Below are 12970 nucleotides of genomic sequence, written 5' to 3' on the forward strand. Positions count from 1 at the left end.
GGAGGGGAGGATGCCAATATATTTAGACATCTCGATATAAGAATGGTAGCGGTAACAGCAAACGGTTGCAAGAGTCGAGGCCGAATCTGCCTCAGGTTGATGCAGGCGGGGCCGGCGAGCCCTCGTCGGCCCCACTGTGCGGCAGTTGCCGGTGAGGCAGGAGGCGCTACCTCGCTCCCGCGCCGCCGCTCACGATCGACGCGATCTGCGAGGCGTCGTCCGCCCGGAACGAGTACGGCAGGTTCGTGGAGACACTGCCGTTCTCCAGGATCGCGCCGGAGTTGTCGAGGTGGTTGTCGATCGCGACCAGGCGGCCGTCCTCGGAGTTCCCTTCGCCGATGTGCACCGGTTCTTCGACGTTCTCGAAGTAGTTGGCCTCCAGGATGACTCCCGCGTCCATGGTGGTTGCTACACCGTACGAGCCGATGTCGCGGTAGTAGTTGTTCACCACGTGGACGCCTTCGCCGAAGCGGACCCGCGGGTTGCGCTGGTTCGTGCCGTTGAAGAAGTTGTGGTGGTAGGTCACCCGCAGGTGGCCCCGGTCGGCGGTGTGGCCGTCGGAGTGTCCGAGGAGCATGTTCTTGTCGTGCCCGTCGAAGCGGTTCCACGCCACGGTGATGAAGTCCGACTCGCGCTTGATGTCGAGACAGCCGTCGTTGCCGACACCGAAGGTGTTGTGGTGGATCCAGACGTTCGTCGAGCTCTCCTGGACGTTGATCGCGTCGTCGTCCCAGTCGTCGAACGTCAGGTTCGTGATGATGACGTTGCGCTGGCCGCTGATGTCGAGGCCGCCGCCGGTGATCCGAGCGCCCGAGTCGCCGATGACCGTCGTGTCCGAGGCGACGTCGTTCATGCCCGAGATCGAGATCGAGCCGCTCAGGCGGACGATGAGTCCGCCCTCGCCGATGGCGGAGAGAAACTCGTCGGCGCTCGAGACGCGGGTCTGGTGGGAGCCGCCCGAGACGCCGCCGTTCTGGCTGGCCCATCCCTGGACGCTGCTTTGGAGCGGGGCGGCGCCGCCTGAGGTGGGCCGCGGGTTGCTGTCGGCGTTGGCGCTTTGCGACGCCCAGACGCCGATCCCGCCGGCGGCCGCAGCGGCCCCAGCGGTCGAAGCGAGGAGCACGCGCCGCTTGATACGCGGAACTGCCGGGTTGGTGCTCACTTTTTCGTCCTCTCGTAGTGTCGGTTCGATGCGGACCCGAGGCCCGTGTCGATCGCGGTGGTTGAGAGGGGCCACCGTTCCACGGGCACGTCGGCGACGGGCGGATCCACTGCCCCGCACGCGTCGCCGCGGGAAATGCATTCATATGTGTCGATAGATGTTAGCGTTCGCTCAAACGGAATGCAAGCGTTTGCGTCCGACAATTCCGTTCAGAACGGGTGTTCCCCCCGAGTCGAACTCCGAGGTCGGTCGGCGTTTCATCGGGTGACATCGGTTCGACTCGCTGTCGCAGGAGCTCTGATAACGCTTCCAGCCCGACGTGCTAGAAATTCGTCATGGCAATTTTCGACCTACCGCTCGCGGAGCTCCGCGAATACCGGCCCGACGTCCCCGAACCGGCCGACTTCGACGAGTTCTGGAAGCAGACCCTCAGCGAAGCGGGCGCGCACGACCTCGACGTCCGGCTCGAAGCCTACGAGGCCGACCTCCCCGCCATCGACGTCTACGACCTCACCTTCGCCGGCTGGGGCGGGCACCCGATCAAGGGATGGCTCCTGCTGCCCAAGGGCCTTGAAGGCCCGCTCCCGTGCGTGGTCGAGTACATCGGGTACTCCGGCGGCCGCTCCTACCCCTGGGCGCACACCACCTACCCCGCCGCCGGCTGGGCCCACTTGGTGATGGACACCCGCGGCCAGGGCTACGGCAACTGGCAGCCCGGCGACACCGGCGACCCCTACGGGACCACCGGCCCGACCAGGGGCGGGTGGATGACCCAGGGCCTCGAAGCGCCCGAGCACTACTACTACCGGCGCGTGTTCACCGACGCCTACCGCGCCGTCGACGTCGCCAAGGGCCACGAGGCCGTCGACGCCGACCGGATCGTCATCGCGGGAGGCAGCCAGGGCGGCGGCATCACCCAGGCCGTCGGCGGCCTGCGCGGCGACGTGGCAGGTGCGATGATCGACGTGCCGTTCCTGACCCACTTCCGCCGCGCCGTCGAGATCACCGACGCCTACCCCTACCACGAGCTCGTCGATTTCCTCGCCGGTCAGCGCCTGCGCGAGGACCGCGTCTTCGCGACGCTCTCCTACTTCGACGGCGTCCACTTCGCGGCACGGGGCACCGCCCCGGCGATGTACTCGGTGGGGCTGATGGACGACGTCTGCCCGCCCTCGACCGTCTTCGCCGCGTACAACCGCTGGCAGGGCGAGAAGCGGATCACCGTGTGGCCGTGGAACCAGCATGAGGGCGGCGGCATCCACCAGCGCGGTGAGCACCTGAAGTTCCTCGCTGAGCGCAAGTAGCGGGTGCGGGGCCGGACCTAGCGGACCCCGAGGCGCTCCAAGGCATGCTCGTGCAGCAGGCCGTTGGTCGCCAGCGCGGAACCGCCGTCCGGCCCCGGCCGTCCCTTCAGGTCGGTGAAGGTCCCGCCGGCCTCCTCGACGAGCAAGGCCAGCGGCGCCAGGTCCCACAGCGCCACCTCGGGTTCGGCCGCGATGTCGACGCTGCCCTCGGCGAGCAGGCAGTACGAGTAGAAGTCGCCGAAGCCGCGCTCGCGCCAGGCCTCGTGGAGCATCGCGAGCATGGCGCCCTCGCGATTGACCTTCGTCCAGCCGGTGATCGAGGAGATGCTCACCGACGCGTCGGCGAGCTTCGCCACCTCCGAGACGTGGATCCGCTTGCCCGCGCGCTGGCTGCGTCCGGCATACGCGCCCGCGCCGCGCATCGCCCACCAGCGCCGGTCGAGCGCCGGGGCGCTGACGACGCCGACGACGGGCTCGCCCCGGTCGTACAGGGCGATGAGCGTGGCCCAGATCGGCACGCCGCGCACGTAGTTGCGGGTGGCGTCGATCGGGTCGATGATCCATTTGCGGCCCGAGGCGCCTGGGTCGTCGCCGAACTCCTCGCCGTAGACGCCGTCCCTCGGCCTGGCCCTGGAGAGGGTCGAGCGGATGACCTCTTCGATGGTGGTGTCCGCGTCCGAGACCTCGGTCATGTCCGGCTTCGTGGAGATCCGCAGGTCCGAAGAGCGAAACCGCTCGGTGCCGATCCGGGCCGCGCTGTCGGCGAGCAGATGCGCGAGTCCGAGATCGTCGTTGTAGCTCGAGGTGGGCATGCGCCTCATCCTACTCAGTACCGCGGCTCGGCCTCCGCCAGCGAGGCGAGCATGCGGCGGAACGAGTCGAGGCGCCCGGCCATCGGATCGTCCGGTCCGATCGCGGCGTCGAGCGCGCAGTCGCCGATGTCGGGGGTGTGCGCGCAGCCCCTCGGACAGTCCGCGGCGATCTCGGCGAGCTCGGGGAAGGCCTTGAGGATCGAATCGGGCGTCACGTGGGCGAGCCCGAAGGAGCGCACGCCCGGGGTGTCGATGACCCAGCCGCCGCCGGGCAGTTGGAGGGCGACGGTGCTGGTGGAGGTGTGGCTGCCCTTGCCGATCGAGCGGACCTCGCCGACGGCGCGGTCGGCGCCGGGGACGAGCCGGTTGATGAGCGTGGACTTGCCGACCCCGGAGTGCCCGAAGAACACGTTCTCCTTGTCGGCCAGGAGCTCCACGAGGTGGTCGAGCGACTCGTCGGGCCGGGTGCTGACCATCGTGAGCTCCAGCTGCGAGTAGTAGGCCTCGACCTCGGGGACGAGCTCGGGCGCGAGGTCGGTCTTGGTCAGGCACAGCACCGGTGCGACCCCGGCGTCGTAGGCGGCCACGAGGCAGCGGTCGACGAAGCCGTAGCGCAGCGGCGGGTCGACGAGGCTGGCGACGATGACGAGCCGGTCGACGTTGGCGACGACGACGCGCTCGGTGGCGCTGTCGTCGTCGGCGGAGCGGCGCAGCTCGCCGTGCCTGGGCGCGATGCGGACGATCCTGGCGAGGGTCCCCTCGCGGCCCGAGAGGTCCCCGACGAGCGCGGCGCGGTCGCCGACGACGATGGACTGCTTGCCGAGCTCGCGGGCCTTCATCGCGTTGAGCACCCTGCCGTCGAGCAGGCAGGTGTAGCGGCCGCGGTCGACGGCGGTGACGAACGCTTCGCGGGCGTTCTCGTGCTTGGGTCGGATCTTGGTCCGGGGCCGGGAACGACGCGCGGGGCGCACCCGCACGTCCTCTTCGTCGTACTCCCGGGCCGGCATCAGGCGTCCTTCTCCCGCCCGTTGCCGTGCGCGAGCACGGTCTGCTCCCAGACCTCCGGGAAGTCCGGCCAGGTCTTGGAGGTGCAGGCCACGTCGGAGACCTTGAAGGCCGGGGTCACCAGGCCGACGACGGCGCCGGCGTGGGCCATCCGGTGGTCGGCGTAGGTCTCCCAGGTCATCGGGCGGGTGGCGCGGGCGGTGATCCGCAGGCCGTCGTCGTACTCGACGACTTCGGCGCCGAGCTTGGTGAGCTCCTTGACGAGCGCGGCGATGCGGTCGGTCTCGTGGCCCCGGATGTGGGCGACCCCGCGGATGGAGGAGGTGCCCCTCGATACGCCGAAGAGCGCGGCCAGGGCCGGGGTGAGCTCGGAGGCGTCGGACAGGTCGAGGTCGACGCTGAGCGTCGAGGGGGCCCCGACGACGGTGAGGCCGCCGCGGCTCCATTCGACGCGGGAGCCGAGGTCGACGAGGATGTCGCGGATCTTGTCACCGGCCTGCGCGGTCTCGGTGGGCCAGTCCTCGACGGTGACGCGGCCGCCGACGGCGACGGCGGCGCACAGGAACGGGACGGCGTTCTGCAGGTCCGGCTCGATGTCCCATTCGCGGCCGGTCAGTTCGCCGGGGGCGACCCGCCAGCGGTTCTCCTCGGAGTCGTCGACCTCGGCGCCGGCCTGGCGCAGCATCTGGACGACCATGTCGAGGTAGGGCCGGCTGGGGACCGGCTTGTCGCCGACGTGGCGCAGGTCGAGGCCCTTCTCGAAGCGCGGTGCGGCCATGAGCAGGGCGCTGACGAGCTGCGAGGTCGTGGAGGCGTCGACGGCGAGCTCGCCGCCGGCGACGGCGCCGGTGGCGTTCACGGTGAACGGCAGGGCGGCGCGTCCGCCGTCGTCGACCTCGACGCCGAGGTCGCGCAGGGCCTTGATGACGCCGTCGTTGGGGCGCTTGCGGGCGTGCGGGTCGCCGTCGAAGGCCACCGGACCGGTCGCGAGGGCCGCGATGGGCGGCAGGAAGCGCATGACGGTGCCGGCGAGGCCGCAGTCGACCTCGGCGTCGCCGTGCAGCGTGGCGGGATTGACCGTCCACAGGTCCTCGTCGGAGGTGTCGATCTCGGTGCCGAGCTTGCGCAGGCCGTCGACCATGAGCAGCGTGTCACGCGAATGGAGCGGCCGCCGGATCGTCGAGGGGCTGTTCGCGAGGCTTGCGAGGACGAGCGCGCGGGCGGTCATCGACTTCGATCCGGGGACGCGGACGACGGCGTCGAGCTCGCGCTCGGCGTACGGCGGCGTCCAACGGCGTTGCTTCGGTGCGGCGGTTCCAGTCACGGCCCCATTCTAGAGGCCCTGTGGGCGCAAACCGGGTTGTCGGTGTGCGGCGTTAGCGTGGGGTCATGTGCGGGAGGTATGCCAACAGCAAATCCGGCGGCGACATGGCCGCCCTGTTCGACGCCGCCGATCTCATCGCCGGCGCTTGGAAGCCGAGTTACAACATCGCGCCCACGGCGCGGGCGCCGATCGTCCGGCGCTCGAAGAGCCGTGACGAGCGCGTCGTGGAGCCGGCGCGGTGGGGCCTGGTCCCGCCGTGGTCCTCCGATCCGTCCATCGGCACGCGCATGTTCAACGCGCGCATCGAGACCGTATCCACCTCGAAGGCCTATCGGCGGCCGTTCGCCTCGCGGCGGGCCCTGATCCCGGCCGACGGCTGGTACGAGTGGCGCAAGCTTCCCGGCGGTGGCAAGCAGCCGTACTACTTCACGCAGCCGGGCGGCGTGGTGTTCGCGGGCCTGTGGGAGACCTGGAGCCGGGAGGACACGAGCCTGTTGAGCTTCACGGTGCTCACGTGCCCGGCGGCGGGCGAGGCGATCGAGACGGTGCACGATCGGATGCCGTACGTCCTTCCGCCCGAGCGTTTCGCCGCCTGGCTGGGGGAGGAGGACGCCGATGAGGGCGAGCTGCTCGCCGGCCCCGCGCCGGAGCTGCCGGAGCGGCTGGAGATCCGCAAGGTCGGGCGCGCGGTCGGTCGGACGGGCAACGACGGGCCGGATCTGACTCGCCCGGTCGAAGCCGAGGAAGCGCCTTCGACCCTTCCTGGATTGTGACATCTATCACAAGTTAGGAACGGTATCTGTACCCTCGCGCGCCCTTCTTTCGTGTACAGGACGCCGTCGATGATGTGTATCCCTGCGAGAGGCTCGAAATCCCGAGGGAGTCGGCGGCGGCAGGCTAAGGGAGGCAGATATGCGGCGGATCCGCCCCGATGAGGTAGCGCGAGCCCGGACAGACCCCCGGCTGCTCGACGCCGCCGAGTACCGCAATGAGATCAAAGGCAACTACCGGATGAGCGGCGACGACTGGCTCCGCGAGGGCAACTGCGCCGAGGCCGATCCGGACGTCATGTTCCCCGAGCCCCGCGAGCCCGTCGACGACGCGCTCCAGCTCTGCGCCTCGTGCCCCGTGCGCACCCCGTGCCTGGTGCGGGCGCTCGAGGCGCGCGATCGCCACGGCATCTGGGGGGCCACGGCCCCGCGGGAGCGCCGCGCGATGATCGAGGCCTGGAAGGACCTCAACCCCCTCGCGGTGGGGGCATGACGGCGAGCGGCAGAGGGCCGCGGCGTGCGCCCGGGAGCGCCGCGGCTGCCGCGCTGTCGGCAGGCGTGACCGGACCTCCCCGGGCCGACGGCGGTGTCATGTCCGTCGGCCCGGGGCAGGCACTGGGAGATCACGCGTCGAGGATTCGCCGCGATCAGGGCCCGGACGGGCCCAATCACGATAACGACCGGGATAATGCAAAGTTGTGTTTTCACCACTATATTGAGCAAATCGGGTCATCGTACGCCCCGAGTGACGGCTGTGGCGCTCGCGACTGCCCGATCCCGCCGTTCAAGGAATGAACCCGGGCCCCGGGGCGTTGTGCGGTTCGAGTCTCCGCTCAACATGCATTGGAGAGCACCCGCATGATGATGACCGTTCGGCCCAGCCGCGACGACGAACGCGTGGCCGCGCTGCTCCGCGGACCGGAGTGGACGCCCGACTACGACAGCGGCCGGGCTCCCGATCGTGGTACCGACGTCACTGCCGCCCCCATTTCCTCCGTCTCCTCTGAGGTCGCTGCCGTAGGCTCGAAGGCGATGCTCGATGAGAGGGAGACGGTGACCGAGTCGGAAAACGAGTCCGCCACGGAACGGCGCACGCGCTTCGAGCGCGACGCCATGCCGCTGATCGATCAGCTCTACGGTGCCGCGCTGCGTATGACGCGCAACCCCGCCGACGCCGAAGACCTGGTTCAGGAGACGTTCCTCAAGGCCTACTCGAAGTTCCACCAGTTCCGCGAGGGCACGAACCTCAAGGCCTGGCTGTACCGGATCCTCACCAACACGTACATCAACTCCTACCGGAAGAAGAAGCGCCAGCCGCAGACCTCGCCCACCGACGAGATCACCGACTGGCAGCTCGCCGACGCGGAGTCGCACAGCGCCACCGGTCTGCGCTCGGCCGAGACCGAGGCGCTCGACCGCCTGCCCGATTCCGACGTCAAGGACGCGCTCCAGAGCCTCGGCGAGGACTTCCGGCTGACGGTCTACCTGGCCGACGTCGAGGGCTTCTCCTACAAGGAGATCGCGGACATCATGGGGACGCCGATCGGAACGGTCATGTCGCGGCTGCACCGGGGCCGCCGGCAGCTGCGTCAGATGCTGAGCGCATACGCCGCGGATCGCGGCCTGTCGACCGCACGGGAGGGACAACGGTGACAAGCCCCGAATCGGAGCAGCCCGAACTCGACTGTCGCGAGGTCCTCGAAGAGGTCTATCTCTACATCGACGACGAGTGCTCCGAAGTCCGCCGCTCGGTGATCCGGGCGCATCTCGACGAGTGCTCGCCGTGCCTCGCCGAGTACGGCATCGAGCAGGAGGTGCGCGCGATCGTGCACCGGTGCTGCAGCCAGGAGAAGGCGCCCGACGAGATGAAGAACCGCCTGCGCCGGAAGCTCAGCGCCATCGAGCAGGTCGGCGAGGTCTTCACGGAAGTGGCCGAGCGCGAGCGCTAGTCCGGTACGGCGGCCGGAACGCCGGCCGCTCCGAGCCGTGCCCCTCAGCCTCGGGGGTCTGGCCCCTCGTTCATCTCCCGCTCGTTCGCCTCCATGAGGCGGATCGAGATCGTCAGCGCCGATTCCCGCACCTCCCGGTCCGAATCGACGGTCCTCGGGAAGGTGATCCAGTTGCTGTACAGCGTCGTGAGCGCGTCCCAGGCCCGCATGCGGTGGAGCAGCAGATCGTGCTCGTCGGCGAGCAGGGCGTGCAGCCGCAGCAGGCGCTGGCGGAAGATCGAGCCCCGGTCCAGGCGCGTGAGGGCGGCCTGGTTGTACTGCTGGAACTGCAGCACCGATACGTGGGCGCGGATGACCTCGGCGTAGCGCCGCAGCAGCTCGCGCTTGGTCTCGATGGTCCGGGGCTGCGCCTCGCCCCATTCGCAGATGCGGTCGACGTCTTCGGCGTACGAGTCGAAGAAGCTCGCGGCGATGTCTTCCTTGGTCTTGAAGTGGTAGTAGAGCGCGGCCTTGGTGACGCCGAGCTGCTCGGCGATCTCCCGCAGGGACGTGCGCTCGTATCCGTGCTCGCTGAAGAGCGCGATGGCGGTCTGCTGAATCCGCTCGCGAGTGCTCGGCTGGTTCTCGTCGCGCGATTGGCGCGGCATCTCGGTCATCTGGGCAAGTCTCGTTCGTGACCCGGTCCGGTCAGCGGCGTTAGCGGGGCGGTGGTGCCGAACGCGGCTCGCATGCTTCGCCGCCAGGCCCGCCCCGCCGAACGCTAGCTGTTCGGGCGCTTCCCGTGGTTCGCGGCCTTCTTCTTGCGCGACTTGCGCTTACGTGCGGCTTTTGCCATCGCTCCTCCTTGGTCGGTCGGGTGCAGGGGTCCACCATACCGGCCCTATCCCTGTCACTCCGAAGGCATTGAGGGTAAACAGGGAGCTAGAGAAGGTCTCGCGTCGGGTGGTGGACGCTGTGACCCTGCGTCGACTAGGCTTATTTGAAAGTTTATTTAATATTTTACGGCAACAGCGCAAGGAGCGTGACGTGAACGAGCGACGGGTCGGCGAAGCCGACGCAACCGAACCAGACGGCCGACAGGACCGAATCACGGCTCCCGAGCCTCACCGAGCGGGGAAGGGCATGGCCGCCGACATCGCCGAGCAGCCCGACGTCTTCGCCGGCCTGCTCGACCACGCCCTCGGCGACATCGCGGCCGTCGCCGCCCGCATCGCCGAATACCGGCCCCGCTCCGTCGTCTTCACCGCGCGCGGCACCTCCGACCACGCCGCCCTCTACGCCGCCTACCTCACCGAGATCCGGCTCCGCCTGCCCGCGAGCCTCGCCAGCCCTTCGGTCGTCACCGTTTACGACTCGCGCCCCGACTGGTCCGACTGCCTCGTCATCGCCGTCAGCCAATCCGGCGGCTCACCCGACCTCGCCCAGGTCGTGGCCGCCGCCCGCGCCTCCGGCGCCTTGACGCTCGCCGTCACCAACAACCCCGAGTCCCGCCTGGCCGCCGAGGCCGAACTCCACCTCGACGTCCGCGCCGGACACGAGCGCGCCGTCGCCGCCACCAAGACCTACACCGCCGAGCTGCTCACCCTCCTGCTGCTCATCGAGGGCGTCCGCACCGGCACCGGCCGCGTCGACCCCGCCGAGGCCGCCGCGCTCGACAAGCTCCCCGAACTCGCCCGCGACGTCCTCGACGGCTCGGGAGCCGACGAACTCGCCGGACGCTACCGCTTCGCCGACCGCTTCGTGACCACCGGCCGCGGCTACGCCTACCCGACCGCACGCGAGACCGCCCTCAAACTCATGGAGACCTCCTACCTGCCGGCGCTGGCCTTCTCCGGGGCCGACCTGCTCCACGGCCCGCTGGCAATGACCGACCCCGGCGTGCCGGTGCTCGCCGTCGTCGGCTCCGGCCCCGGCGGCCACGCGATGTGGAACGTGCTGTCGCAACTGGGCCGCCAGAAGGCCGACGTCGTCGTGGTCGGCGCCGCCGATCTGCCCGGCCAGACCGCTCGACTCCGGACCCCCGCCGTCGACGAAAGGCTTGCGGCTATTCTCGATATTCTTCCCCTGCAGCAACTCGCGCTCCATTTGGCAATCGAGCGCGGTGAGAACCCAGACGCTCCAAGAGGTCTCAAGAAAGTCACCGAGACCATGTGAGCGGTCCCGGTGCTGCCCGGATACTCAAGTTCATATTCGGTTAACCCGAACGTTCCCCGGTCTCTGTAGGCTCCGCACTATGCAGGCCCCGGCAACTTCGACCTCGACCACCGAGATCGTCTGGCACGACAGGCGCTACACGGCGCGTCCGATCGCCGGAGGGGCCGCCTTCGAGCTCTATTCGGACACACACGAGCACGGGTTCCAACCGAGCGGCCGGTCCTACCACCGCTATGTTCACGCGTCCGAAGTGTCCAGTGCCGGCGGGGAGATGCTCCGCGCCGGCGTGGCACCGGTCTCGGTCCCGCTCATGCCCGGGGCCGACTTCAGGACCGTCCACCAGTACAGCCAGAACCCGCGGATCGAAGGGGCCGAGCGCGCCCTGGTCTCCGCGGTGCGCGCCACCGCGTTCGTCACCGTCGGCACCCGCATGATCAAGCCGCTCAACCGCCAGCAGGTGGCGCGCCAGCTCACCTCGGCGCCGCTGGTGAGCGGCGTGTGCTTCCGCGAGTTCGACGTGGCGCACCTGCGCACGCCGGGCGACCGGATGGTGCTCGACGGCGACCCCGACAACATCAACGACGTCGCGTTCGCGCTGCGGTGGCGGGCGATCTGCGCCTGCGACTACGTCAGCACCGAGGCCGTGAACTTCCCCGGCCTGATGAGCATGCCCGGCCGCGAGCGGCGCGGCTCGATGGTCCTCGGCACGGGCTTCCTTCCCAGCGGCTCGAGCCTCATCCCCGAGTTCTCCACGGCGGACCTGGCCGACCTGCCGCTGACCGCGCGGGCCGAAATCCTCGCGTACACCTCGGACGGCACCGAGATCGCGCTCTTCCAGTACCAGCCGCAGTCGAACGTGTGGGACCGCGTCGCCGGGGCCAAGCACCGCGACCTCATCAGCCGCATCCCGGGGCTGGAGCAGGGTCGCGCACTGTTCCGCGTCGACCCGGCCGTGCACGCTGGCGTCCTCGGCGAGCACGAGGGCGAACGGGTGCGCGTCACCGCCGACCCGGGGCACGGCTTCAGCGCGTACGTCCGCGGCGCGGCGAGCCGCAGCCCGGTCACGAGCCCGAAGCGGTTCTACACGAAGGCGCGCTGGCGCGACGTCGACGTGCTCGTGCTGAGCCGCAACGAGGACTGGGTGCGCTTGCGCCTGCGCCATCCCGACGTCGAATCGGCGATGATCACCGGCGCCTCCTGCGTCGAGCGTGCCGTCTACGAGTGCTGGGCCCCGAGGGCCGAACTCGTCGACCCCCACACCGTCACGGTGGACTACCCCGTCTCCGGCAACGCCTCCTGCTGACCGACCCCGAACGCGCCTACCCGACCCCTCCTCGCGCCAGGCGCCACCTGCCCTCCAGCAATTCGACCCAGCCGGATCGCCGCAGCCGCTCCAGCGTTTCGGCGGCCGCCGCGACCGGCACTCCGGCCGCCGCCGCCAAGCGGACGTCCTCGACCACGTAGCCGCGCGGCAGGGCCTCGACCAGCCGCGCCTCGATCTCGTTGAGGCTGTCGAACGGCCTGCGCGGCGACGGCGGGGCCGGCGCCATCGGCCCGCCGATCCCGGTGACGTCCTCGATGACCTCCTCGGCCCGCGTCACGAGCCGCGCCTCCCACGGCTCCCTGGCGAGCAGGTGCACGCCGGCCGAATGCGACGAGGTCACCGGCCCGGGAGTGAACATCAGGACCCGCCCCAGCTCGGCGGCGTGCCGGGCGGTGTTGCGCGCCCCCGAGCGCACGCCCGCCTCGATGACGACGGTGCCCGCGCTCAGCGCCGCGATGACCCGATTGCGGGTGAGGAAGCGGTGCCGCATCGGGTGCGAACCCGGCGGCCACTCGCTCACTATCAGCCCCTTCTGGACAATAAGATCGAACATGGACCGGTTGGCATGCGGATACGGCTGTTCGGCCCCGGATGCCAGCACCGCCACCGTGGGCCCGCCGCGAGCGAGCGCACCCAGGTGCGCGGCCCGGTCGATGCCGAAGGCGCCGCCGGAGACCACGGTCCATCCGGCCTCGGTCAGGTCGGCGGCCAAGTCGTCGGCGACGTGCAGCCCGTACTCGCTGGCGGCCCGCGCGCCCACGATCGCCACCGACTGCCGACACATCGCGGCGAGGCGGCCCTCGCCGCGAACCCACAGGCAGCGCGGCGGCCGCAGGTGCGGCTCCTCGTTGTCGCACACCAGATGCAGGTCCCGCAGCTGCTCGGGCCAGTCGGCATCGCCCGGCACCAGGACCCGTGAGCCGCACGAGGAGGTGGCCTTGACGAGTGCCTCGCAGCGCTCGCGCGGGTCGCGGGTGCAGACGACCGTCGCGCTCGTGATGCGCCGCAGCCGTTCGGGCACCTCGCCCTCCCAGATGCGCCCCACCGCCTCGATCGGACCGACGTCGCCGAGGAGGTCGTCGAGCTCGGCGTCACCGGGCTCGACCATCGAGGACAACAGCATGAGCGCCTGGCGCGGATCGTCGGGAAGACCGGTCACAACTCCT

14 protein-coding genes are annotated in these 12970 nt (G+C 69.9%); 7 read left to right on the forward strand and 7 right to left on the reverse strand.

The window, feature by feature from the left end:
• Positions 1-166: 166 nt before the first annotated feature.
• Positions 167-1162, reverse strand: coding sequence for a pectate lyase family protein (locus ACYVK3_RS05335; protein WP_460496224.1), 996 nt, complete (start codon positions 1160-1162; stop codon positions 167-169).
• A gap of 335 nt (positions 1163-1497) precedes the next feature.
• Here ACYVK3_RS05335 and ACYVK3_RS05340 point away from each other — a divergent pair, with 335 nt between their 5' ends.
• Entirely contained in the window at positions 1498-2466 is a 969-nt protein-coding gene (locus ACYVK3_RS05340) for an acetylxylan esterase (protein ID WP_460496225.1), read from the forward strand.
• A gap of 17 nt (positions 2467-2483) precedes the next feature.
• Here the strand turns inward: ACYVK3_RS05340 and hisN are convergent, their stop codons facing one another.
• The 3 genes from hisN to aroA are packed head-to-tail and all read right to left on the reverse strand — an operon-like array spanning position 2484 to position 5607.
• Complete coding sequence (gene hisN, locus ACYVK3_RS05345) at positions 2484-3278, reverse strand: FIG domain-containing protein (protein ID WP_460496226.1); 795 nt, start codon at positions 3276-3278, stop codon at positions 2484-2486.
• 14 nt (positions 3279-3292) lie between these two features.
• Entirely contained in the window at positions 3293-4285 is a 993-nt protein-coding gene (gene rsgA, locus ACYVK3_RS05350) for a ribosome small subunit-dependent GTPase A (protein ID WP_460496227.1), read from the reverse strand.
• Positions 4285-5607 carry a 3-phosphoshikimate 1-carboxyvinyltransferase gene (aroA, locus tag ACYVK3_RS05355; RefSeq protein WP_460496228.1) on the reverse strand — a complete coding sequence of 441 codons (1323 nt, stop codon included), beginning with the start codon at positions 5605-5607 and terminating at the stop codon, positions 4285-4287. Before aroA ends, rsgA begins: the two co-directional genes overlap by 1 nt.
• Positions 5608-5672: 65 nt before the next feature.
• Here aroA and ACYVK3_RS05360 point away from each other — a divergent pair, with 65 nt between their 5' ends.
• The 4 genes from ACYVK3_RS05360 to rsrA all read left to right on the forward strand — a co-directional run bounded on the left by ACYVK3_RS05360 (position 5673) and on the right by rsrA (position 8326).
• Complete coding sequence (locus ACYVK3_RS05360) at positions 5673-6380, forward strand: SOS response-associated peptidase (RefSeq protein ID WP_460496229.1); 708 nt, start codon at positions 5673-5675, stop codon at positions 6378-6380.
• A 139-nt stretch (positions 6381-6519) separates the two neighbouring features.
• Positions 6520-6870 carry a WhiB family transcriptional regulator gene (locus ACYVK3_RS05365; RefSeq protein ID WP_460496230.1) on the forward strand — a complete coding sequence of 117 codons (351 nt, stop codon included), beginning with the start codon at positions 6520-6522 and terminating at the stop codon, positions 6868-6870.
• A 365-nt stretch (positions 6871-7235) separates the two neighbouring features.
• On the forward strand, positions 7236-8030 hold the full coding sequence (locus ACYVK3_RS05370; RefSeq protein WP_460496231.1) for a sigma-70 family RNA polymerase sigma factor: 795 nt from the start codon (positions 7236-7238) through the stop codon (positions 8028-8030).
• The gene (gene rsrA / locus ACYVK3_RS05375) at positions 8027-8326 is read left to right on the forward strand and encodes an anti-sigma factor RshA (RefSeq protein WP_460496232.1); all 300 of its coding nucleotides are present in this window, start codon (positions 8027-8029) and stop codon (positions 8324-8326) included. Before ACYVK3_RS05370 ends, rsrA begins: the two co-directional genes overlap by 4 nt.
• Positions 8327-8370: 44 nt before the next feature.
• Here rsrA and ACYVK3_RS05380 read toward each other — a convergent pair whose 3' ends face one another.
• Entirely contained in the window at positions 8371-8982 is a 612-nt protein-coding gene (locus ACYVK3_RS05380; RefSeq protein WP_460496233.1) for a TetR/AcrR family transcriptional regulator, read from the reverse strand.
• 104 nt (positions 8983-9086) lie between these two features.
• Positions 9087-9161: a 50S ribosomal protein bL37 gene (locus tag ACYVK3_RS05385; RefSeq protein WP_374209694.1), complete on the reverse strand. Its 75-nt coding sequence runs from the start codon at positions 9159-9161 to the stop codon at positions 9087-9089.
• A gap of 287 nt (positions 9162-9448) precedes the next feature.
• On the opposite strand from ACYVK3_RS05385, the gene ACYVK3_RS05390 reads away from it, so the two are divergent.
• Both ACYVK3_RS05390 and ACYVK3_RS05395 read left to right on the forward strand, forming a co-directional pair.
• A complete protein-coding gene (locus tag ACYVK3_RS05390; RefSeq protein WP_460496278.1) occupies positions 9449-10480 on the forward strand; it encodes an SIS domain-containing protein in 1032 nt (343 codons plus the stop codon).
• Positions 10481-10559: 79 nt separating this feature from the next.
• Positions 10560-11783 (forward strand): hypothetical protein, encoded by a 1224-nt coding sequence (locus ACYVK3_RS05395; RefSeq protein WP_460496234.1) that lies wholly within the window; start codon positions 10560-10562, stop codon positions 11781-11783.
• A gap of 16 nt (positions 11784-11799) precedes the next feature.
• Here the strand turns inward: ACYVK3_RS05395 and dprA are convergent, their stop codons facing one another.
• Positions 11800-12963: a DNA-processing protein DprA gene (dprA, locus tag ACYVK3_RS05400; protein ID WP_460496235.1), complete on the reverse strand. Its 1164-nt coding sequence runs from the start codon at positions 12961-12963 to the stop codon at positions 11800-11802.
• Between the last annotated feature and the right edge of the window lie 7 nt (positions 12964-12970).

The organism is Glycomyces tarimensis (assembly GCF_054776215.1).